Origin of the sequence: Maribacter aquimaris, assembly GCF_014596745.1 — a bacterium.
GTDB lineage: Bacteria > Bacteroidota > Bacteroidia > Flavobacteriales > Flavobacteriaceae > Maribacter_A > Maribacter_A aquimaris.
Genome location: NZ_JABTCF010000003.1, coordinates 198,859 through 224,667, shown reverse-complemented (window position 1 = coordinate 224,667; position 25,809 = coordinate 198,859). Strand labels below are relative to the sequence as shown.

At 36.3% G+C, this 25,809-nt stretch carries 13 protein-coding genes; 5 read left to right on the top strand and 8 right to left on the bottom strand.

Going from position 1 to position 25,809, the window contains the following annotated elements; all coding sequences use genetic code 11:
* Positions 1-61: 61 nt before the first annotated feature.
* The 8 genes from HPE56_RS06980 to HPE56_RS06945 form a co-directional block, all read right to left on the bottom strand.
* Positions 62-1,939 (bottom strand): right-handed parallel beta-helix repeat-containing protein, encoded by a 1,878-nt coding sequence (locus HPE56_RS06980; protein ID WP_223170228.1) that lies wholly within the window; start codon positions 1,937-1,939, stop codon positions 62-64.
* 269 nt (positions 1,940-2,208) lie between these two features.
* Positions 2,209-4,545, bottom strand: a complete 2,337-nt coding sequence (locus HPE56_RS06975; RefSeq protein WP_188243050.1) for a glycoside hydrolase family 2 protein — start codon at positions 4,543-4,545, stop codon at positions 2,209-2,211.
* 11 nt (positions 4,546-4,556) lie between these two features.
* On the bottom strand, positions 4,557-6,098 hold the full coding sequence (locus HPE56_RS06970) for a sulfatase family protein (protein WP_188243049.1): 1,542 nt from the start codon (positions 6,096-6,098) through the stop codon (positions 4,557-4,559).
* Positions 6,099-6,210: 112 nt separating this feature from the next.
* On the bottom strand, positions 6,211-6,354 hold the full coding sequence (locus tag HPE56_RS06965; RefSeq protein WP_188243048.1) for a hypothetical protein: 144 nt from the start codon (positions 6,352-6,354) through the stop codon (positions 6,211-6,213).
* Positions 6,355-6,431: 77 nt separating this feature from the next.
* Positions 6,432-6,593, bottom strand: a complete 162-nt coding sequence (locus tag HPE56_RS06960) for a hypothetical protein (protein WP_188243047.1) — start codon at positions 6,591-6,593, stop codon at positions 6,432-6,434.
* Positions 6,594-6,603: 10 nt separating this feature from the next.
* Entirely contained in the window at positions 6,604-7,980 is a 1,377-nt protein-coding gene (locus HPE56_RS06955; RefSeq protein ID WP_188243046.1) for a sulfatase, read from the bottom strand.
* A gap of 382 nt (positions 7,981-8,362) precedes the next feature.
* Positions 8,363-9,889, bottom strand: coding sequence for a sulfatase family protein (locus tag HPE56_RS06950; RefSeq protein WP_188243045.1), 1,527 nt, complete (start codon positions 9,887-9,889; stop codon positions 8,363-8,365).
* A gap of 193 nt (positions 9,890-10,082) precedes the next feature.
* The gene (locus tag HPE56_RS06945) at positions 10,083-13,319 is read right to left on the bottom strand and encodes a glycoside hydrolase family 2 TIM barrel-domain containing protein (RefSeq protein WP_188243044.1); all 3,237 of its coding nucleotides are present in this window, start codon (positions 13,317-13,319) and stop codon (positions 10,083-10,085) included.
* Between the two features lie 815 nt (positions 13,320-14,134).
* Here HPE56_RS06945 and HPE56_RS06940 point away from each other — a divergent pair.
* The 5 genes from HPE56_RS06940 (at position 14,135) to HPE56_RS06920 (ending at position 25,408) form a co-directional block, all read left to right on the top strand.
* The gene (locus HPE56_RS06940; protein WP_188243043.1) at positions 14,135-15,598 is read left to right on the top strand and encodes a sulfatase family protein; all 1,464 of its coding nucleotides are present in this window, start codon (positions 14,135-14,137) and stop codon (positions 15,596-15,598) included.
* 17 nt (positions 15,599-15,615) lie between these two features.
* On the top strand, positions 15,616-17,445 hold the full coding sequence (locus tag HPE56_RS06935; protein ID WP_188243042.1) for an alpha-1,3-galactosidase-related protein: 1,830 nt from the start codon (positions 15,616-15,618) through the stop codon (positions 17,443-17,445).
* Between the two features lie 315 nt (positions 17,446-17,760).
* Positions 17,761-21,849 carry a hybrid sensor histidine kinase/response regulator transcription factor gene (locus HPE56_RS06930; protein ID WP_188243041.1) on the top strand — a complete coding sequence of 1,363 codons (4,089 nt, stop codon included), beginning with the start codon at positions 17,761-17,763 and terminating at the stop codon, positions 21,847-21,849.
* A gap of 830 nt (positions 21,850-22,679) precedes the next feature.
* Positions 22,680-23,570 (top strand): AraC family transcriptional regulator, encoded by an 891-nt coding sequence (locus HPE56_RS06925; RefSeq protein ID WP_188243040.1) that lies wholly within the window; start codon positions 22,680-22,682, stop codon positions 23,568-23,570.
* A gap of 413 nt (positions 23,571-23,983) precedes the next feature.
* Complete coding sequence (locus HPE56_RS06920) at positions 23,984-25,408, top strand: sulfatase-like hydrolase/transferase (protein ID WP_188243039.1); 1,425 nt, start codon at positions 23,984-23,986, stop codon at positions 25,406-25,408.
* Positions 25,409-25,809: the final 401 nt, after the last annotated feature.

The following is a 25,809-nucleotide window of genomic DNA, read 5'->3' as shown; positions in this document are numbered from 1 at the left end:
AATAGAACCGCATTTTGATTTTTGGATACATAGTGTAGTTTCATTGAGTTAGTTGTTTAAGTTATTTTAAGTTTGACATTGAACCGTCTATCTCTAGTAATAAATCGGTTTTTTCTTTTCCTTTAAAAATATTCTTATCGATGTTCATGTTTTTCGAATATGCTATTCTTACGGCAGGATTGCTAGGGTAAAGCAGGGGAAATGTTCCTGAATGGGTGATTGTGTTATTCGTGAATTTTAATCCATCGGTATTCGTGACCTCTAGAATTAAATTATCAAAGTGGTTAAATGTGTTGTTAATGATACTAATGTCCTTAAAGGCAATGTTTTCATTGTCGTCGTCCGTATCAAACCGGATAACACCTCTATTAAAACCACTATGTTGGCAATCTTGAAAAACATTATCCCTAATGATGACATTTGTGGCATTTCCGGATTCATACCAATGGCCACTTTCGACAGGCATCAATATTGCTTCCATTTCCGTACTGAAGAAATTGTTTTCAATAACCGTATTTACCGGATTTGAAATCAATAATCCCCTGGCTCTATTATTTCTGATAATACAGTTCTGAACTAAAAGATCGGGATAGCCATCAAGATTTTCGACCAAATCCCCAGGTTGTACATCTTGTGGTAACTTTTCATTCAGTGTTATGATCTGATATCTGTTATTGATATACGCAATGTTTTTTATCGTGGTTTTATTATAGGGGAAAAATGAATTACTCAATCGAACAAAACCTAAATGGTCATTAGGCTGTCCAATGACAAAAGCTTTTTGTTGATGGTGCCCCATCCTGACGCCTATTCGATATTCATCAAGTACATCCACAATTTTTTGGTACGTACCATGGATATTGGAAGCATCGTCCAATTGATTTTCGAAGGTGCAATTTTTTAATACCACTTTACCCCTACAACCAACAAAGTGGGTTGCATCGGCGGTAGTGGATACCATACGTCCCTGTGATGGTGTAACATTAAAGTTGTCGAGAATGAGGTCTTCGGAGTTTTCGGCAATCATACCCATGCCACCCGCATGGTGGACATTGATGTTTTTTGCACTGAATCCGATAGTATGTGCCACACTAAATGCAGGCGCCACACGATTTAATCCCTGTTCCCCTTTCATGGTTAAAATATGGCCTACGGGAGGCATTTCCTTTTTATGACCATATACCCGGACTAAACCAGGTTCTAATTCCTCAACAGTGATACCGTATTCAAATCCAATATTTTTAAATCCTAGATCACGTTTATCATATTCATACTTATATTGAATCTTGTCTAAATTAAACGTCTTTGATGTTTTTGATTTTGTTGTAATTGGGGTGTAAACTTCAGTATTAAAGGTAATCGCCCTTCTTTTTGGGTTATATAATATGGATTGTCCCAAGGAATGTTGGTAATACTCTTTGATAAAAAAGATTTGACCATTACGGATGTCGTAAGGGTACTCTTCTGATATTTTCATATCAAAAGTCTTGTTCTTCTCATCGTTGGCTACGATCAAACCTTCACTATAAAAAGGATCTTGCCAATCTATAGAAAGATTTTTTACTATAATATTCTTACTATCGGCAATAAGAAAAGGAATGACCACACCATGAAAAATAAACGTAGAACCTTGACCATCTATCGTTAGGTTTTCCATATTGAGTATGGGAAATGGTGTGTTTACCATTAGATCACCATGATTTGATAGGTAACAAAATTTTTCAAAACCTTTGTCAGGATAAAAGTGATACGTTCCTTTTTCAAATTTGATTTCAGAGATTGGATTTTTATCCGCTTTAAGAATTCTTTCCACAAGAACCGGGGTAGCGTCCCCCGCTATTCCAGTTTCGAATAAAATCTTCTCTGCCTTGATTACTTGGCCATTACAAACCGAAAATGATATGAACAACACAAACAAGACCGTTGCATAAAATTTCATTGGAATAGTATGGAGAGAAATGTTCATGGGTATTATTCGTTATTTGATAGGATAAAATTTGGATTTTTTTAGATTAATCATGTATATACGAGTAAATAATATGTGCTTAACAGTAAATTAACAATTGGGGAATAGGTAGTATGGAATTGGGCCCATAGTCGGCCATTATCAGCTTCGCAGCATATTCAATGTTTGATTTGGGCGGTTAAGACATGTCTTTATTGACTTTAACGCTGCCTTTTATCCCAGAAACCTAGGAACTATAAGGATTACTGAATCGTAAAATCGAATTCCCCATCTAACCCTCCGGATTTTGCGGTAATACTAACAGCTTCTTTTGTAGTTCCAATTCTAATTAATGCCGTGGCAATTCCTGCTTCGGCTTTAATTTCACCAAGGTTCATAACCTCTGCATCCCCATTGATGTTTAGATTGACTTTGTCGGAAAAATCGGGTATCACTGTTCCATTTTCATCAATAGCGGCTATATAAAGGAACAGCACATCGTTTAGATTAGCTTCAGGGGCCTTTCCGCTTTCGTCTAACCATATTTTCAGTTTTGTCGCTTTTTGCGGTGTTTTCACAACATCTTGAGAAACTTCCTTGCCATCGACGAATCCTACAGCCTTTAATGTTCCCGCTTTAAATGCGCCAACGTTGAAAGTGAAGGGAGGGTGGTTTAATTTGTCCGTATTCTTACCTGAATCCGGTTTTTGTGAAGCGATGAGCTTATCGTTTAGGTATAATTTAACTTCATCTGCATTAGAAAATACTTTTACATCTGTAGGTGATTTTTCGTTCCAATAGGTTGCGATTTTCAAAACAGGTCCATCGCTTAAAGCTCTTTGGCTTTGATAGAAATAGTAGCCGAATTTTGGTAATCTGAAAATATCCATTATTCCAGAGGCCTCAATGTTATCATGATATCCACGGTTGTAATCGTACATAACCCAATAACTATCGGAATACGCAACAGTGTTTAAATTGTCGTTATGCGATTCTTGTACGTTATAAGCTTGCTGTAATAATCTGGGCTCACCAAATGCCCGGAGTTGCCGACTACTCATTTCATCGCGAACATTGTTTGGAAGTTTGTCTTGGTTTAATCCTGCATTTTTGGAATAATATTCCCAATCGCCATATTCCGAAACGGAGTAGGGTTGGTTTTCCTTTAATACTTTAGGGTGTAGAATCCTATGCTGACGTGCTTGTAAGTAGATATCGTACACATCATCCATCCATCCACAGGAATACACATTATCCCCGGGGTATTCGGCATGCACGATCCTATCCAATTCCTCCATAAAGAATACTGGCATTTGGGTCTCATTCAAAGATACTTCCCATGCCATTACCGAAGGACGATTTCTATCCCTTCGTATTAATTCTGATGCCGAACGATAGCAATATTCCCTAAAGGAATCGGTGTCATTATAGAACTGCCACCCCATTATTGCATCTATCACAACCAATCCTAATTCGTCGCAAGCATCAAGAAATGCCGGTGATTGGGGGTAATGGGATAATCTTATATAATTAAAGCCAGCATCTTTGATTTTCTTAGCATCCCGATATTGGGCATTATCAGATAAGGCATAGCCAATAAAGGGATATTCCTGATGCCGATTTACACCTCGTAAAAATGTTTGCTCCCCATTGATGTATAGCTGTTTGTTTTTAAAGGTAAATTCCCTAATGCCAAAACGTGTTGTCTGTTTATCCACTACCTCCCCATCGATAACAACTTTAGTTTCCAAACTATATAGGTTGGGAGTTTTGGGAGACCATAATTCGGCGTTGATTATAGAAAATTGATCCGTTATTTCTATATCTGCTTCAGCCTCGACGATTACATTTGAGGATGTATGCTCTTCTACCAATTCACCTTTGAAATAAGCAGATTGGATTAGCGCTATGGATTTTTCTTCCTTGTATTCGTTTACTACATGTGTTTTAATGTTTACTACGGATTCCTTTTCTGAAACTAAAGGATAGGTGATGAAAATTCCACCCCCTGCTACTTTATTCGCCAAAACAGGATGGGAAATATAAACTTTACCTTTTGTGGTCAACCATGCGTTTCTATATAGGCCACCATACATATTAAAGTCCAATCGCTTTAATGGTTTTGGCCCGGTTACCATGTTATCCGTATTGTCCAATCGAATGGCAATTACATTATCGACTCCTGTTTTGATGTATTTTGAAATATCCACCACCACAGGAAGGTAACCGCCATTATGCTCTGAAACCTCAATCCCGTTTATCCATATTTTTGAGTAATTCATGGCGGCTTCAAGTTCTAAAAACAGCTTTTTGTCGGTATGGTCTTTTGGCACATTGAATACCTTGCGATACCAACAGGTCCCTTGCCATTGATTATTAACCGTCAAGGGCTCAATGTTGGCTGTATGCGGCAAGTTGACGGCTTTCCATTTGGAATCATCATACTTTAAGGTGTGGATGTCCACTTCTGAATCCTTGGATTCATCGATTATTTTGAATTTCCAGTCAGCATTTAATTTTAACCTACCAAAGTTTTCTTCTTTACAAGATTGGAAGGCAAATAAGACTAACAACAAGCAATATATTCTTAAATTTTTCATTTGCCTTTCTATTACTTTAAAGCTTTTACAGCTTGTTCTTTTTTATATTTTTTGAATTCTGCTCCCCATTTCTTGAAACCGACTTCCACTCCTTCTTTCATTTGCTGATGTATTTCCGGTCTTTCGTCTTTTATCCACTGCACCAAATCGACTGTATTTTGAACAGATTTGGGCTCGTAGATATCACTAACCGGTTTAAATGCCTCATCATATTCAATGGTTCTATCCCGCAATTCTTTTAAAATCGCATCATACGCCGGATTATTCGCCAAATTGACTAATTCCTGAGGGTCATTTTTTAGATTGTAGAGTTCTTCCAAGGGTTTGGAATCCTCGAAAAAGAATTTTTGCACATCTGTGAGCTTTCCTTCCTTTTTGAGTTTGCGCATCACATGTACGGCAGGGCGATAAAACTCTAAATAGGCTTGATGCGCATCGAATGGAATTTCGGGTTTGTCGTTTCTAATGTACTTCCATTTATCAGATGTTATGGCTCTTGATTTTTCTTGTATTTCATCCCATAGATCACGGGCTCCATAAGCATATTCCCTATTGAAGTTGGTATTGAACATGGGCTGTCCCGTCATGTATTCGGGGATATCAATATGGGCAAAGTCTAAAATACTTGCAGTGATATCCGTTGCGCTTACGACGTCTTTTCTAATTTCACCTCCCTTAAATTGTTTGGGATAGTAAACTAATAAAGGAATACGTAATCCAGCGTCGTGTAAATAGCCTTTTCCCCTAATATTGCAACGGCCATTATCACCAATAAAAATGACAACGGTATTATCTGCCATTCCTTTTTCTTCCAATTCATTAAAAATCATTCCAACTTCATTATCGATATATTCGATTTGGTCTAAATATTTGGCCCAATCCAATCGTATGGCAGGATGATCTGCCATATAAGGAGGCATTTGCACAGAATCAGGATTTACAGGATGTTTGGACTTTTCGCGAACGTCATTCCACCATTCCCCCCGGTGTGTTGCCACTAATTGGATCTGTGCAAAGAAAGGTTCGTCCGATTTTTCGAAATTGTCATACTTGTCAAAAAGCCCGAAATTTGATTCTCCGTCCCATGCACCCAGGGGTTCGTGTTTAAAATTAACATCGATTTTACGTCCTTTCTTCATAACGGCATGATTTCCCAGGATAGTGGTGTAACCTGCCTCCCTTAATTTTTGGGTCATTGGGGTAAACTGTTTGTCCAGAGGGACATTCCGGTTGCTACGATGATTATGGGTATTGGTTTTTACCTGGTGCGTACCTATCATCATGGCAGAACGACTTGGCGAACAAATGGAATTGGTCACAAAGGCGTTATCAAAACGAACGCCCTTGTTCGCCATTTTATCCAGATTGGGTGTTTTTACATTTGGCATACCGTAACATGCCAAATCCGTACTTATATCTTCGGCCATAAGCCAGATGATATTGGGTTGGTCCTTTTCTGTGATCGTATCTTTCCTGACCTTCTTTTCTCCACAAGACACTAGGGAACTAAAGAGAATACTTATAATAATGAGGTTATTGATTTGAACTCGCATATCTTTTTATTTGAAAATTCCGCCTGAATTTGGATAGTGCCCTATTTTCACATTTTCGGTTTTCAGGATAGTGTTCATTTTTGCTATAATTTCTGGGAACTGGGAGAATAAATCATGGGTTTCGTTTCTGTCCTTTCTCCAAATCGTACAATTCAGTTTTATAAGAATCAGCTACTCGAACCGCTTTCCATTTACCCATTCTTGCAGTCTGTGTAAAGTCTTTTACCGAAGGGACCTCTTGAATTTCCCAATACATTTGATCGTGTTGCTTTTGATTTTCTTCCCCAAATAGTATTGGTAAGAAAGAAATCCCATCGCTTTGTCTTGGTGCTTTTACCCCATGTCATCCGCTTGAAAAAATACAATATTGGGTTTTTTAGGTTGGATGGTTTCTTTCGTTTGAACTTCCTTCCTTATTTCTTTTAAATCGCTTTTATATGAATTGAAAGCTATAAAAGATAATAATGCCAATAGTACTAGTCTAAAACTTTTCATTAGAAACTATTTAATATGTTGGCACAGCCTCTTCTTCCCAAGCAGCAATTTCCTTTTTTAGTTTTGTTTCTATTTCCAATCCTGTTCCTATCAAATCATCTTGTTCACTAATATCTTTTACAACATTGAACAAATGGAATTTCCCACTGTGGTATTTAATTAATTTCCAGTCCCCGGAAATTACTGCTGCATATTGGTCTTCATAACTTCGGAAGAAATAAAGGTTTCGTTTTTCAATATCGTTGCCTTGTAAAATAGGTAGTAAACTAACGCCTTGAATAGTACTGTCTTTGTATGCTTTTCCAGAGGCTATTTCAATTAATGTCGGATACAGATCGATGGACTGTACGGGGATATCCGTTTCTGTATTTGCCTTGGTAACCCCTGGGTATTTAATCATTAATGGCACTCTAGCACCACCTTCCCCCAAAGTATTGCCCCCTTTTTTACCACCACTCAAAGGGGCATTGGTATAGGCGCCACCTTGATCGGATAACACAATAATGACTGTGTTCTCTGCAATTCCTTTGTTCTCCAAAGCTTTTCTAACACGACCTACGGATTCATCCATTGCTTCAACCATAGCGGCATGATGCGCATATTTACCTTTCAATCCCGCATCTTGGTGTTTTTTTAAAAGATCTTTCCTGCCAATAGATGGCCCATGAACGGAATAATACCAGAACGACAACATAAAAGGTTGGTTCTTGTCATAATCGTTTATGAAATCCACAGCATTATCGGTTAATATATCGGTTAAATAATCCCCTTCTTTAGGTCCTGAATTTAGAAAATCTTTAGGGTCTTCATCAGGTTTGAAAAATGGGTAATAATAGTTTTTTGGATTACCTGCATCAGTAGTTCCGTAGGCTTCGTCAAAACCTTGGTCGGTAGGATAATGTCCTTCATGCCCTAAATGCCATTTACCAATGAAGTAATTGTAATAGCCTAATTCCTTAAGTCTTTCTGCATAGGTGATTTCTTCAAGAGGTAAATAATTGCGTGAAGGCCTTTGGACAGGGTCTGTGGGCCATAAATTGTATTCGGCATCCGGATTCTTCGGATCTATGGCGATATGTCTCGGCATTCCCAATCGAATGGCTTCTTTCCCTGTCAATAAGGACAATCTACTCGGACTGCAAGTTGGTGTTGGTATATATGCCCTACTAAAATCCAGACTTTCCGTTTTAAGTTGGTCAATATTCGGAGTGTTAAAAGTATTGTTCCTATACCCAACATCCGACCAACCATAATCATCAACAAACAACAATACGATGTTTGGTTTATCCGATTTTGATTCTTCGGCCTTTTTTTGACCCTTGCACGAGATAAACGAAATAGCAGCTACTGCAACTATAACATTGAAAAAAATTTTTCTATGGCTCATTTTTTGTCTAAAAGATTAATTATTCAATGTAAATATCAATGGAAATGATATACAATTTGTTCCTACTGGTTTAGAAAATGTCTTTGGGAGTAAATTTTAATTTTTCCATGCTATTTTTTCAAATACCTTTTCCAACCGTACTAGGTATTGGATATTTATGGGAATGAAAGAGGTATGGATCTTCCGATACCCTTCGTAATGATATTAACAATCGTATATGGCCCCACCATATTTGGTATTTTGAATTTTCACGACCAAGCCATTTCCCGGATTAAAGTCTTTAAAGAAAAATTGTTTCTTTAAGGTAATTGGGGTTTAAATAAACCTGTAAGGATTATTGTTTTCAGTTGGTTTTTATTGATGTTACCTCAATTTTTGTACACTAATTTGTTATAAATTGATCGTATTCCGGGTTCTTTTTCGCTTTTATAAAGCGGGGTCTATTTTTCCATAAGTTGTACGTAGCCTCTAATTGAATGGCCTTTTCCGGATACTGTCCTTTATCGTCTGTTTTTTTTATCCAGTTCTCCAATACGCTTCGGTGTTCCTTTAGGATTTGTGCATATTCCGGATTTTCGGCAAGATTGTTCATTTGATCCGGATCAGCTTCTAAATCGTATAATTCTTCCATGGGTCTAACTCCAAACCAATGCTTTTCTTGATAGGGTGTTAATTTGCCTTCTTTATGGGCTTTCTTCATATCCATCACAATGGGTTTATTATCCCTGTAGCTCGCTTGCATCATTGGTCTGTCCGGGAAATAGTTTTTGATGTATCTGTATTTTTTGGAAACTACGGTCCTAATTTTATCAATTGTGAAATCACATCTATCCCTTGCACCGATGATATAATCATTTTCGTGAAACGTTTTGGAAAATAAATCTTGGCCATCCAAATAGTCGGGCATTAGAGCTTTCCCCATAGCCAATGTCGTAGCGGTAATATCCAATAGTGAAACCAAATCATTCCTAACCGTTCCTGATTTTATGGCAGGATGGTTTCCTTTGATCATTAATGGCACTAAAAGACCACCTTCATAGCAAAACTGTTTGTGACGCAATGAAGTTGGACTTCCGTGATCGGAGAAAAAGAAAACGATGGTGTTTTCCAATTCGCCATCGGCTTCCAATTGTTTTAAAATAGTCTCTACATTGACATCAGCACCCCTATTCGCATTGTAATGGTCTGTCCATGCTTCACGTTGTGACGGAATATCCGGAAAGTAAGGAGGTAGAGGTACCTCATTGGGTGCTAATTCCTGTCCTTCACGCACGAACTTTGCATGTGCTTTTCCGCCATCTATCTGAATTTGCCCAAACCATGGTTGGTTCTTGTCTTTTCTGGCATTCCAAGTATCTTTTGTGACCGATTTGGCGTTTTGGGCCCAATTGCCTTGCCATCCATTCATACCCGGTTGGTAATCTTCTTTACTTCCAACCGTATACAATGCCTTTCTATTATAGTCAAAATTGTAATCGTCCTTACCACTATTGAATGTAAAGTAGCCTGCTTCGCGCATTAATTCAGGAAGAGTCTTCATACCTTCCGGTAAATGAATTCGAAGTTCTTCAGGCACTAGTTCACCATCTGTAGTTCGACTTGAGCGATGATTGTGTGTTCCTGTTGTGGTTTGCATAACACCGGTAATCAAGGCAGAGCGGCTAGCTGAACATACGGGTGCCGTTGCATAAGCTCTGTTGAACAATACACCTTCAGATGCTAAATTATCTATAACCGGCGTTGCATTTTTATTTATCGAATCATTGTAGCAACCCATAAATGGCGATAAATCTTCAGAAAGAATCCAAAGGATATTTGGCTGCTTTTTATCTTCTTCTTGTGCATTACAGGAAAGAAGCATTGAGCTAATGACCGCAAGCAGAATAAATTTGTATGAAAACATTTTCATTTTATAGATTTAAAAAATTATAGAAACAAAGATAATTTTGAATATAAAGTACAATGTCCGTGCCCGTAAAATTAATGTAGTTACCAGTTTTAAATATATTATTTCCAAAGTGAGGGTAACCAAGTCTATCATTTTTGTGCTGATAGCATTTACGCTAAAAGGAAACGGAATGTGGTTTTTGCTTTTTTCATCTTTAGTGTTTTGCGTTAAGAATAAATTCGAAATTGTATTTCCCTGAAGGAATTACATACTGTGGCAAAGTTTCCGACAAGGTTCCATTAACACTCATTTGAATTAGATTTAGATTCAACGTATAAAAACCTTGTTCTTCCAAATCATATGGGTGATTTGCTTCCTGAATATTTTTTGCGGCATAGGGCCAAATTGAGAACCCAAACGTTGGTGCGCCTTCAATCATTAAATAGTCCTTTTTACTTTCTGAAAGTTTTAACCATCTTACTTCAGAGCGATTGCCATTTTCTTGTGGAAAAATATAATTGGTAAATAAATCGTTCGTCTTGAAAGTGTACTCATCCACTACAGCAGCTCGCTTTCTGTCCCTATAATTTTCATGAGGCCCTTTTCCGTAAAAGGTTGTTTGGGCATAGTTTTTAGTAACTCCCATTGTCATCCCAAATTTCACTAAACTTGGAAGTGATTTATCAGCATCCAGGCTCATTTTTACGATTAATCTTCCATCATTTAAAAAACGATAATCAATGGTGAGATTGACTTCATTCTTAAATGATTTCGATACTTTAATGGTAATTCCAGTATCATGATCACTTTCAATTTGTACAGAATCTGTTTTCAATTTCCCATATAAAAATTCCCAGTACGCTCTAGACTTTCTGAAATCCTTGCTGCTTGCCCCTCGTAAATCGTTATCTATTGGTGGGCGAAAAAAATCCGGTTTTAGTGGCGATGCTATTTGTTCTCGATTATTGATTTTGAATGAATTCAATTCGCCATTTAATTTTGAAACCGTTGCCGAAAATCCTTTTCCGTTGACACTAATTTCATTGGTTGATTCCAACACTGAAATTTTGGATTTTGGGTTAGAATACTTTTTCACATGTTTTGCTTTTAGAAGTAGCTGCTCCTTGGCTATTTCAAATCCTTTATTTGCCCAAAAACGATTCTGTTTTTCATGTACAGAAACACGTATCCAATAGTCAGAACCCTCTTTGAATTTTATTTTTTTAAAGGGAATCGTTAGTTCTGAAGTAGAACTTGGTTTAACATCAATATTATCTAAAATTCCAGATTGCAATTCGTTTCCATTTTCAGAAAGTGACCATTTGACTTCATAAGCATTCAAATTGGTGTCATTTAAATGATTAATTGCTGTAAGCCTTCCGTTCTTTATATCGATAGCTTTAAAATTGAAAGGCTGGTGAATATATTTCACTTCCCAAGCGTGTGGATTAGGCTTTCCATCTGGCGAAAACACACCGTTGATACAGAAGTTCCCAGCATTTGGTACATCACCAAAATCGCCACCATAGGCATAGAATTGTTCTCCTTTTTTATTCGTTTTTTCTAATCCTTGATCTTTCATATCCCAGATAAAACCACCAATTAAATTCGATTTGGAATTAATAAGATCCCAATATTCACCCAAACCTCCAATTGAATTTCCCATAGCATGTGCATATTCACACATTATAATTGGTCTATTGATGATTGTGCTTTCAGACATGGCTTTTAGCTGATATATCTCTGGATACATTCTACTCAAAACATCAACATATTTAGGGTCATCAGGATTGGCATGTGCTTTCCCTCTAAAAACCTTTTGGCCTTCTTCACCTTCTTTATAATCTGGATGTGTTGGCTGCCCTTGAGCACCTTCGTAATGTACAAAACGAGATGCATCATAATCCTTTACCCAACCCGCTGCTGCTGCAAAAGCAGGGCCTGTACCCGCTTCATTGCCCAAAGACCACGAAATAATACTTGGATGGTTTTTATCTCGATCTACCATTCGCATTACGCGATTCAATATCGGGATTGCCAAACTAGGCTGTTGTGGTGCATAACTGCCTAAATGGTGTGTTTCAATGTTGGCTTCATCCATGACATAGATTCCATATTGATCACATAAATCGTAGAAATATGGATCATTAGGATAATGGGATGTACGGACTGCATTGAAATTGAATTGCTTTAGTAGTTTTATATCGTCTTCTAAATCCTTACGGGTTAATGCTTTTCCACGTTTTGGATGATGATCATGGCGATTAATACCTTTTATTTTTACTGATTTACCGTTGATAAGTAATTCGTTTTCTGAACTGAATGTTATTTTTCTGAATCCTATTTTCTGACTTTTAGATTCTACCAAGTTTCCTGAAGGGTCTATAACATCGAAAACTAAAGTGTATAAATATGGGTTTTCAGCAGACCATTTTTGTGGACTTTTAATTTCTGCTTCCAAAAAGGCAAACTTGGTGATGTCTCTTTGTGGCCATCTTTCAAAATACACATCTTCTACATTACAAGATATAGGTTGTTCTAAAACCTTGTTGTTATTTGCATCGTATAATTCAGCGGAGATTGTCCATCCCGTCAGTTGGTCTTCATTCCCTTTCATCCATAAATGTGGACGGATCTCTAGTTTGGCGTTTTCTAGTTTAGCATCGAATTTCGTTCTTACAAAACAATCATTAAGTGCGATTTTTGGTTGTGCCAACAACATTACTTCCCTATGAATACCACTTAATCGCCACATATCCTGATCTTCAAGATAACTGCCATCGCTCCAACGAAATACTTGAACAGCAACTCTATTTTGCCCTTCCGTTACCAAGTCTGTAATATCAAATTCGGCAGCCAATCGACTCCCTTGACTATAACCTACTTTTTTTCCATTTACCCAGACATAAAAGGCAGAAGACACACCTCCAAAATGTAAAATTATGGATTGGTCTTCCCAATCTTCAGGAATAGTAAAATCTCTGTAATAGCTGCCAACAGGATTATCCCTATATTTTTCTATATATGGAAATTGCGGTGGATGTGGTCCCATATAATTGAAATTCCGCTTGCCACCATTTTCAATATCTGGTGTAAAGGGATAAATAATATTGGTATAAATCGGTTGACCATAGCCTTGAAGCTCCCAGTTTGAAGGCACAGTCATATCTTTCCACTGTTCTGAAGTGCCTGAAAAATCTTTACTTATAAAATCTTTAGGTCTATCCGCAGATTTTTTAACAAAATTAAATTTCCAAAATCCATTTAGGGATTGCATTCTGGAAATATCCCGATTTCCATTTAATGCTTCTTGATGATTGGTATAAGAATAGCTTGGTACGCGAGAACGCAGTTTGTTCTGCTCGAACATAAGCTCATTTTCCCAATCGTTTTGTGAAAAACAGAATTGGGAAAATAATGCCAACCAAATAATAAAGAACCTAAGTTTCATATTATATTTTTATGCCAATACATGTAAGTAGGATTTATGATGAGGATGCACAACCAATTATTTATACCCTATCAATTATGCCCTTTTAATATTTAAATTACTTCATTAGTAACATTTGATTTTTACCTCGGATTAACCATATTTTCTAATTACTTAAACAATTGGGTTAACATTATTTAAGCATCTTCAGTACATGCTTTATCGTAATAAAAGCTAATTAATACATCCAGATCTTTCACTGGATTACATAAATACGGTTTATCCTTTTTAACTATAACAAATTTAGCTTGATTCCTGTTCTTTGTGTAGTTGTAGGTAAAGCACTTGTATTTATGGGTAAAGTAATTTGCAAATTGGTATTTTTTAAAATCACCATTGGTGTTTTGACTTCCTTCTATCGATACTACGGAATTAGCTTCAACAAAAGTAGCATCGGATAATTTTCATTTGGGATACCGTTTTTAAAATTCATTTTAACTGCTAAACACAAATAAATGGAAACGCCTTCAATGATTTACTTACAAATACAAAAAAGGTATTCTTAAATACATCCTTATAGTTGTATTTCACGTGCTTTACAAAAAGGAATTTATTGTTCGGTTTCTATCCATAGAAGTAAAAAGTGGGGATTCTATTGTAAAATCGGAATTGATGCTTCCAAAACCAATGGGAAAAGAAAAATACGATTTTAGTCATCTAGGTGGATGAAGGAATAGTAAAGACCATCATTTTAAATCAAAGAAAAGAATTAGGATACGTACTGATGATATGCAGAATAAGAGTGTTTAGATGTATTTATTCGAAAAGAAATTATAATGAAAGCAAATCTTTTTAAAAGTATCGTTGTAGTAATCGTACTGGTTTTTACCAATTGCACGGAAAAAGTAAACGAAGTGGCTATAACGGAATCCAATAGACCAAATATCATTTTATTTGTTGCGGATGACCACGGTACTGATGCCTTAGGTGCATATGGAAATCCAGTAATCAAAACCCCAAATTTAGATGAACTGGCCATAGAAGGCACTAAGTTTACCAATGCATATTGTACCAGTGCAAGTTGTGCAGCGAGTCGTTCCGTTATTCTTTCCGGAAAGTTTGGTCATGCAACAGGGTCGTACGGTCATGTGCATGATTACCATCATTTTAGTACTTATGATAATGTAAAATCGCTCCCGGTCTTATTGGAAAATGATGGATATGAAACGGCACGAATTGGAAAATATCATGTGGCTCCAGAAAAAGTCTATCATTTTAAAACGGTATTACAGGCAGACCCAAGAAATACAGTTGAAATGGCTGAACAATGTGGGGATGTCTTAAACTCAGAGAAACCTTTCTTCTTGTATTTCTGTACAGATGACCCCCATCGTGGACAACCTTTTGAGCCAGACCCTTGGAATGCCCCCAATAATTTTGGAAATAAAGTTGAAGGTTATAAAGGTGTTGAAACCATAACCTACGACCCCGAAGATGTATTAGTACCTAGTTTTTTGCCTGATACCAAAGAGAGCAGGGCAGAGATAGCACAATATTACCAGAGTATTTCCAGAATTGACCAAGGTTTTGGGAAATTGATGAAAATGTTGCAAGATTCGGGAAAAGCGGATAATACGATTGTAATATATATATCAGATAACGGAATGGCATTCCCGGGGGCTAAAACCACAGTTTATGAGCCAGGGATCAAGCTGCCATGTATTATTAAAGACCCCACAAATCCTGTCAAAGGGATAACGAACAATGCAATGATTTCGTGGGTAGACTTAACCCCAACCATTTTGGACATGGCAAAGGTTAGCTATGATGAAAAAGATTTTCACGGTAAATCCTTCAAAAATATAATAGCAGAAAATAAACCAAAAGGGTGGAATGAAATTTATGCCTCCCATACATTTCATGAAATCACCATGTATTATCCAATGCGGGTAGTTAGAATGGATAATTACAAATTGATATGGAACATCGCCTGGCGTTTGGAATATCCTTTTGCTTCGGATCTATGGGCTTCTTCAACTTGGCAGGGTATCTATAGGAAGGATATGGAATATTTTGGACCTAAAAAAGTAAATGACTTTTTGTTTAGACCGGAGTTCGAGTTATACGATTTGGATGAGGACCCGGAGGAATCGAACAATTTAGCGGCCGATAAAGACTTTAAGGAAGTATTGGCGGTTATGAAAACTAAACTAAGGGCATTTCAAACCAATACTTCCGACCCTTGGAATATTATGTGGGGACATGATACATCCCTACAAGGTACTGGGGTAAATCTTTAATAAGAAAAATTTAGATAATGAAAAACTTGAAACATATCATATCTTTTATAATAGTGGTTTTTACACTAACGACATCCTGTGAATCCTATGCAACTGAAATAATTGAGATAAAACATGCTGAGGGTGACATGACATCAATTGTGCGTGAAGCCATTGAGCAAGCAGAAGGCAAGGATATAAAGTTGGTTTTCGAAAAAGGAAATTACCTGTTTCATACCGACTATGCCATTGGTAAATATTTGTATATAACCAATCATGGGAATGGTTTTAAAAAGATAATCTTCAATTTTGAAGGCTTTGATTCCGTAGAAATCGAAGGTAATGGTTCCGAATTTATTTTTAGAGGGCAAACAGCACCTTTTGTGTTCGAAGGTTGTAACAGGATCAATATACAGCATCTAACGTTGGATTGGGATATACCATTTTCTTTTCAAGGGGATGTTATTGCTACCAATGAGGAAGAAAACTATTACGATTTAAAACCTTATGCCAAGGGTTTTTCATGGAAATTGAAAAGAGGGCGAATTGAATTTCCGGGAATTAACGATTTCATTTTTGAATCGTTAGGAAGCTCATTATCCCATAATAAAGAAACCAAGGCTGTTGATTATGGTGCTTGGGACCAATCATTACGTTCAAATTATGTAGAGAAATTAACGAATGGGAATTTGCGTTTTTATGACAAAAACATGACGAAATTCCCTAGGGTCGGTTCTGTATTACAGTCAAAGGGTGATAAAAAGAATAACCGTTATGCTCCAGCTTTTTTAATTCGAAATTCAAAGAATATCGTAATTGACAAGGTTATCATCCATCATGCTTTGGGAATGGGATTTTTGTTCGAACGTTCAGAGAATATCGATATCCTTAATAGTGGGATATATATTCGGGAAGGCTCGGATAGGGTTATTTCCATTATTGCTGATGCGACCCATTTTGCGAATTGTAAAGGAAATATCCTTATTGAAAACTGTCGTTTCGAAGGTATGTATGACGATGGCACCAATGTGCATGGTACATATGTTGAAGTTGACAAAGTATTGGACACTAAAACAGTTAGGGTCGCTTTAAAACACGATCAACAAAAAGGTTTTGAATTTGCCGGGATTGGGGACGAGGTATGGTTTATTAAATACCCCAATCCACAACGGAATGAAGAGAATACAGTTACTTCGGTAAAAGTCGTCAATGATATTTTTACGGATATAACTTTCGAGAATGAGTTATCGCCAGGTCTAAAAAAAGGCGATGTTTTAGAAAATAAAACTTGGAATCCGACATTTACGATGCGCGGAAATATAATCAGGGACCATCGCGCAAGGAATATTATTATAAAAACACCTAAGAAAATTATTATTGAAGACAACGATCTATCATCAATGATGTCATCAATTATGCTTCGGGGAGAAACTTTCAAATGGTTCGAGTCCGGTAATGTAGAAGACGTCATTATTCGTAATAACCGGTTTGTCCATTGTGCTTACGGAGGGGCAGAACATGCAGTTTTAAAAGTGTCGCCTAGACTTGGAAAGGCATTTGATAGTACGATAACTTACGATAGGAATATCCAATTTATTAACAATACCATCCACACGTTTGATAATAGGATAGTTTGGGCCGATAGGGTAGAGGGGTTAATGATCAAAGGCAATACGATTAAACAAACAATAACAGAAAAGCCTCAATATCCAGATGCTTATATGTTTGATTTAATCAATTGTAAGGACGTTGAAATCAGTGCTAATTCCTATGAAGGGGAATGTACGAAATCACTTAAAGCTGATAAAGTTTCAAAAACAACATTGAAAGTAAAGGACAACAAAGGATTCAAAGGTAATTTGCGATAATGAATTCAATAGGATATCTGTAACCCATTTTGTTATATTGGTCCTATTGGGTCCTTACTAGTACGTTTTAGGAATCTTCCATGAAAAAGGCAAAGGTGCCATTAACTATGTAGTAGTAAAACATTATTCTTGAAAAAGCATTATATTTAGGAGGAGCAGCCATGAAACTTTAATTTTAAAAGCCTTTCTTTTGTTGAAGACGTACTACATTATGCCAATAACCGCTTTTAAGCTGAACAGGGTATTAATTAGTTTTTTTGTCGTTACGAAATGGTAAAAAAAACGCTTATATCGGTTTTAATACTAATATTTACTTTGGGTGGACTGTTTGCCCAAAATGATAAACTTAAGTATTCCCAAAAGTTGACCATCTCCAATGGTTTAGCGCATAACGGAGTAACTTCGATGCTTGAGGATTCCAGGGGGTATTTATGGTTTGGCACCTATGACGGAATCAATAAGTATAATGGAATTGAGATTAAAACCTTTAAAAATACGATTGACAGGGAAATATTGACGAGTAATCGTGTTAGGGCCCTTGCTGAGGATTCCAAAGGGAATATTTGGATTGGTACAGAAGAAGGTATCAACGTTTACAATTATTCCCAAGAAAGATTTCTGAAAATATACTCCAACGAACTTGAAGGAAAAGGCAATAGTGGACCTATAGTTCGATCCATATTGATCAATAAGGAAAGCGGGCTGATCATATGTGCAACAGAAGGGGATGGAATACTCGTTTTTAATGAAGACTATTCCTTTGTCCATCAATACGAACCATCAAGTGAATTCCCGGACGATACAGTCCTCTTCTATAAGGGAATTATGCTAGATCGCGATAATTATATTTTTACGACTTCCCGAGGTTTATTACTGTTCAATTCCAGTTCAAATCATTTTAAAAGGATTTTACAAAACGATTTGGATTATTGTAATTCAGTAATTGAAAAAGATGACAATACCCTAATCGTTACTCTTTTGTATGGCATTGCCCAAATTGAAATCGAATCCGATCAGAACAATTACACTTTTAAGCTTAAACAGAAAAGCTTGGAGAACTATCAATTCAACAACGCATTGCTGGATCCGTTAGGCAACTTATGGTTAAGTGAATTGAATAAAGGTATTATCCATATTGACACTATTAATGCACAAAAAAACCATCAACCGTTAAAAGAAAAAGTGTTCAATGATGATCATGGAATATTAAGGGGAAGCTGTTTTCTTTATACAACGGATAATAGCTGTTGGTTCGCTTCTTTTAATGAAGGAATCTATCAATTTGATATCAATGATAATCCATTCAAAAATTACAATACAGCGATGGATTATGATTTCGGTCTAAATTCGAACAGTGTAACCCATATTGCTCCCCTGGATCGGAACAGGGCTTATTTGTCAGCCGCTTTAGGGGGGGTAGCTTTGTTTAACACCCAAACGCAAAAATTCGAACCTTTATCATTAAAGTTACCAAAAGGTTTGGAGATGAAGATATCGGCCGTATATGTGGATTCCAGACAGAATACATGGATAAGAATCGATGGCGAACCTGGGTTGAGGCGGATTAAAAAAGGGAAAGGGAGTCTTGAGAAAGTGACATTTGTAGGGATTCCTTTGGCAAATGATTTGATTATACGCTCATTTACCGAAGATAAATATGGAAACTTATGGATTGGAACCAATAATGGGGCATATAAAATTTCATTGAACGGGTCAAATGAAATAGATACGATAGAATCGCTTAACGATAGTCCTTATTTTAAGGACAATAAATTATCCCTTGCTAGATTTGTTTATGCCGACCCGCTGTATGATTTTGTTTGGATAGGGGCTGATTCGAATGGTTTATTTAGAATAGACAATCAAAAAGACACACCTGTTGGGAAGCTTACAGTCAAACAATTTGTTAAGGACATAAATGATGGGCATTCCATTTCAAGCAATTTTGTAACCGCGATTATTAGACTGCCAAATGAAGAGTTCTGGATTGGAACAGAAGGAGGAGGTATCTGTAAGGTTTTAAAGAGTGAATCAGAACCCGAATTTATTGCCTATACCGAAAAAGATGGATTGACGAATAATGTGGTGAAAAGTATATTGTATGATGATGAATACAATTTATGGGTCGCTACCAATATAGGGTTGAATAAATTTGATACCAAGGATAATAAATTTAGGAAATTCAATGATTCTGATGGATTGCCATTTGAGGATTTTTGGTTTGCAGCCAAACGGTTGGATAACGGAGTAATGGTTTTATCAGGGTTGGATGGGTTTTGTTATTTTAACCCAAAGGAAATCCGAAATAAAGAAAAACTACCTGGTTTGCAATTTGAAAACCTTAAGATTTTCAATAAGACAATTGCTTCGGGAGACACCATTAATGGTAGGGTTATATTAAGCAAAAATTTATCGGAATCAGAAAAGATAATCCTTAAACACAATGAGAATGTCTTCTCTTTGGAATTGACAAGTTTACACTTTTCCAATCCGGAAAACCACTCTTTAAAATATAAATTATCACCAATCAATGAAGAGTGGATAGAAGTTCCATCCAGTCAGAATACCGTTAGTTTCAGCGGACTTCAACCCGATGATTATGAATTGAGCGTAATGGCTTCTAATTCATTAAATGAGTGGACCCCCCCCAAAAACCTGGAAATAGTGATCAAGCCTTCAATATGGAATACCCATTTGGCTTATGCCATCTATTTGATTTTAGGCCTGTTATTGGCTTATACCGTGGTTCTGGTCATATTGAAAATCCAAGCACTGAATTATAAGGTTGAAATAGAACATTTGGAAATAGATAATGTAAAAAAAGTGAATGAGGCCAAACTGCGTTCCTTTTCAAATATATCACATGAAATTAAAACACCATTAACACTAATATCAGGGCCGTTGGAAGTCCTTGCAGAAAGATTTAAAGGTAATACGGACGTCAGTGAAAAATTGGGTTTAATGCAAAGACAATCCAAAAAGATCCTGCAACTTATAGAACAAGTCCAAGATTTTAGACGTGCAGATTCCAACCTATTGAAAATGGAGTACTCGCGGTTTAATTTTGATGTGTTCGTTAAAGACTTAATTGAGGATTTTAAGTTTTTGGCCAAAACCGAGAACAAGGATCTTAAGGTTGTTGGTGAGGGAAATCCGATAATTGTATCCGCGGATAAGGATAAATTGGAAAAGATTTTTAATAATCTATTGAACAATGCCTTCAAGTATACGAAAACCAACGATTTTATTAAGATAACATATAGAAGCGATGGTAAGGATTTAATCGTATCCGTATCAGATACGGGCCGAGGTATAGACAGTAAGGACTTATCCCATATTTTTGAGCGTTTCTACCAATCTTATAAAAAAGAGGATGTTCATATGAGTGGCTCTGGAATTGGACTCGCCTTCTCCAAAAGATTGGTGGAAATGCATTATGGTTTTATCGATGCAGAAAGTGAATTGGGTAAGGGCACCATTATAAATGTCCGATTGCCAGTAGTAAAGAAACATTTGGAATCGGATAGTATAGAAGAAATTGTATTACCAAAAGAAAAGGAGGTAGTAATCGATAACCAATTAATAGAATATGCTACGCCAACCGATATTGTTGTCTCGGGAGACTTTTCAGAATCACTTATTTTTTATGCTGAGGATAATCAAGAAATGAGAAACTATGTTTCGGGGATTCTTTCGCAATTCTTTAAAATAAAAACTTTTGTAAATGGAAAGGAATGCTTGGAGGCCATGGAGGATGAATGGCCCGATATTGTTATAAGTGATGTGCAAATGCCAGAGTTAAATGGTTTGGATCTTTGTATTCGTATAAAGTCGGATTTAAAGACCAGTCATATCCCAGTTATCCTATTGACAGCCTTAACAAACATAAAAGACCATGTGCAGGGAATTAGGGATGGTGCTGATGCTTACATTAAGAAACCGTTTAACGTGCAGCGTTTAGTTGCGAATACTGAAGCTTTATTGGCTACGCGAAAGAAGCTTCGTGAGCGCTATCAAGTGGGGATCCCGTTAACTAAGGAAAACAATAAGAACAATAGAAATGACAATGCATTTCTCGATAAGCTTTATAGCCTGATGGAGGAGAATTTGGATAACCAAGATTTCGATTTAAACGGTTTGGCCAAGGAATTATATCTCAATCGCACCCATTTTTATCAAAAAGTAAAGGTGCTTACCAATCAAACACCATTTGAGTTATTAAAGATGTACCGATTAAAAAAGGCCGCCGAATTCTTAATTCAAAAAAATCTTACGGTAAATGAGGTATTTGTAATGACAGGATTCAAGAGTCGAACACATTTCACGAAAATATTCAAGGAAAAGTATAATATTTCACCCAGTAAATATGCCGATGCAATCAAGGAGAAGTACGCTGACGAATAATTATTTTAATTGCTTATTCCATTCAATATCAAATTACTTTGTTTTTTTTGAATACTGATATCGAAGACGTTTCCCCTAGGGTAGTATAGGACGGGGAATGTAATCTGCATCGGTGCGTGTTTTTATCAAAGAGTATACGCCTGATTCCACACCTTTTATTTGATATTGAGGAGAATTAAAAAAGCCCATTAGCATAATGTTTATGGGCTTATCGGCGGAGAAATAGGAGCTATCCAAAAGGATTGACGAACAGAAAAACAGTGTTTTGGGTTGGGGGCAATTGGGGAGCGATGGACCAACTATTAATATTGTTTATTGAGGTAAAAAACCCATCTTCAGGAAGGCTCAAATAAATAATAACCGATTGTTAATCATAATTTACGGTAAATTATATACTGCCAGCCCTATCCTTTGCCATGGGAGGGAATGCTGGTTTCCCGTTTAATGGGTTAATTAAGCACACTTTTTTTTAAAGTATTTTTAATTAACCCTTTGCCTTATTTATTTATTTATTTATTCCCAGGTATTTTAAAGAGGGATGTATTCATAAATCTTATTGTAGTGTACAATAATCAGTCTTTTGTTTTGGGGAAAAGACCTTTATCATTTTTTTTGAAATATAATTTCACATGTGTTTTATTAAAATCGACTGAATTAATGTACCTATAACATTAGGCCGATATATCGATTGGCAATATATTACCTATAACTCTATTGAAATTATTATATATTGTAAATATATTACTATATTAGGGTTGTTAATGAGGTTGGGTAATGTATTATTTGCTAAACCCTTAGTTTTAAAAATTGTTGATAATACTTGTCATAAAATGAAATTAACGTACAAAAAAACAAATGTCAAACCTGAATATTCCTTTTTGGCAAGACAGGATACCATGCCCTGTATTGAGCAAGATTGGCATTTTCATCCAGAACTGGAATTGATCTACTTTTTAAAGAGTAAGGGTACACGTTACGTAGGGAATTCCATTGGTAATTTTGAGGAAGGGGAATTGTATTTGATTGGCAGCAACGTACCCCATCTTTTTAGAAACCATAGGGAATATTACAATGATAACGATGAAGAGGCTGCGGTTGACCTTATCGTTGTGAAATTCACCAGTGATTTCTTAGGGGATGCTTTTAAGGAACTGCCCGAAGCTAAAAGACTTCAAACATTATTTGAGAATGCCAATAGGGGCTTGCAATTTTCCAAAGCTGCCACTTATTTGGTGCACACCCATATGATGGGACTTGTAAGGGCCGAGGGACTTTCCCGAATCGTTGGCCTTTTAAAGATATTGGACATATTGTCTGTTAGTGAAAACTATGGGTTTTTATGCTCTAACGGGTTCGATAATTCATACAAGAAAACCGAAAAAGAGCGTATGGCACGCATTATTTCTTTCCTAAATGAAAATTTCGAAAACAAGATCGAACTCGAATCCGTGGCATCTATTGCCCACATGGCCCCAAATGCCTTTTGTCGATATTTCAAAAAAAGGACCCAAAAGTCATTTGTGCAGTATTTAAATGAAATTCGTATCGGTCATGCCTGTAAATTGCTCATCGAAGGTGAATTACAGATTACGACCATATGCTATCATTCAGGATTCAATACATTGACGAACTTCAATAGGCAGTTTAAGACATTAATGAAAATGACCCCTACAGAGTATATGGAGCAGTATAAGGCAAAAATTCAACTCGAGGCTGTTTAGTTAAAGCTAATTCAATTCCCGGAAATTCTATTTTTACCACCATCCTACATTTTGATTGCCTTTGAAATTTACCTTATGTCAATTGCTATAGACAGGATAATACCATCAACGAAAGGTCTTGTCAAGTACAGACCAATAAAACCTCTATCCACCTTTAATAAACAAATACTTCAAATAAAACGGATAATATAGTGTTTGCCCTAGTTAATTACGGCTTAGTCTATTTGTGAAAATAGCGATTACTTTATGGTGTCGTTAGATAATCCTAATGGCCTTGTTATGGATATAATTTGGTCGCTTGAATAATTTCTTCATGTTGTCTTTTGCAATAAGACAATTTTCTAATAGTATAATGTGGAGATTCTATGGCAGGGATTGTGTAATACCAATGTTTCAATTAATTCTGAATAAAAATGAAAAAATTATTATTGTTAGTAGTCTTTATGGTATTCCATATGGCTATTGAAGCACAAAATAAACCAAATATTGTTTTCTTGTTTTCCGATGATGCGGGGTATGGCGATTTTGGTTTTCAAGGAAGTACAATTATGAAGACACCAAATTTGGATAAACTGGCAAAAAACGGAGTAACATTCACTCAGGGTTATGTGTCAGCCTCGGTTTGTGGTCCTTCAAGGGCTGGTTTAATGACCGGTAAATACCAGCAACGTTTTGGTTATGAAGAAATCAACGTGCCGGGTTATATGAGTGATAATTCCAAATTTTTGGGAGATGATATGGGGTTGCCATTAGATCAGGTTACAATGGCTGATTATTTAAAGAAATTAGGATACACTAACGCCATGTACGGAAAATGGCATTTAGGGGATGCCGATCGTTTTCATCCTTTAAAAAGAGGTTTTGATGAGTTTTACGGGTTTCGAGGTGGTGATAGAAGCTACTTTGCTTATAAAGAAGTGCCAAAAGGACATTTAGATAAAAGGATGGAAAATGGTTTTGGAAATTTTGAAGAGCCAAAAGCATATACAACTGATGTCTTTGCAGACAAAGCAATATCCTTCATGGAAAGGAATAAAGACAAACCATTTTTTATTTATTTAGCATTTAATGCGGTGCATACACCCATGGAAGCTACTGAAGAAGATTTAAATAAATTCCCCAATTTAACAGGTAAACGTAAGGAGGTAGCGGCAATGACATTGGCTTTAGACCGTGCATGTGGTAAAGTGTTGGATAAGTTAAAAGAACTAGGTTTAGAGGATAACACTATAATTGTATTTTCTAACGATAATGGTGGTCCAACAGATAAAAATGCATCAATAAACTTGCCATTAAGTGGAACAAAATCAAATCAATTAGAAGGAGGGCTAAGAGTGCCTTTTCTAATGAGTTGGCCAAATCACATAAAAAGTAATATAAAATATACCTATCCAGTAAGTACGTTAGATTTATTACCAACATTTTATGCTGCTGGTGGTGGAAATGTTGCCGATTTGAAAGAAGTCGATGGAGTTGATCTTGTACCTTACATTACAGGTAAGAACGACACTCGACCTCATGAAACACTTTATTGGAAAAAAGAAAATCGAGGTGTTTACAGAGAAGGAGATTGGAAGTTTATCCGGTTTCCTGATAGACCTGCTGAACTTTATGACATGAGTAAAGATACTCCAGAATTAGAAGATTTGGCTAATAAGTATCCTGAACGGGTAAAAGATATGTATAAAAAACTCTTTAAATGGGAGTTGACACTCGAACGTCCAATGTGGATGTTAAAACGGAAATTTGAAAAAAATGATTTAGATAGGATGGATAGATATCGAACTACAGAATTGGTGAAGAAAGAAATGGAAAAAATGAAGAAAACAGCCAATTAATACATGAATTTATCATGGGGATTTTAAATAAAGGCCTTATCAAAATTGTGGCTTGGCCTTAAACAGCATGTGGGTTTTGTTTGTTGAGAAGGCAACAAAGGAGGATTTATATCACTAAAATAGGATTGTCATTTGAGTTGGTTTGTTACGTTTGATTATGGTGGTGGGTAATTTACCCATCACCTTTTTTTTTGCTAACAAAGTATCATAACCAACACGATGTATTGTTATTTCTATATACCCTTAAATCAATACCATTGGTAGAAATAAAAATGAAAATTCCATGCGCATTGTTCTATTTTATGTTCAGAAGATACAAAACCTGTTAATATAATGTAAGTGCAGGTTAAAATGCGTTTGTGCACATGCCCCATATTGCTGTTCTTTTGTAATGTAAAATG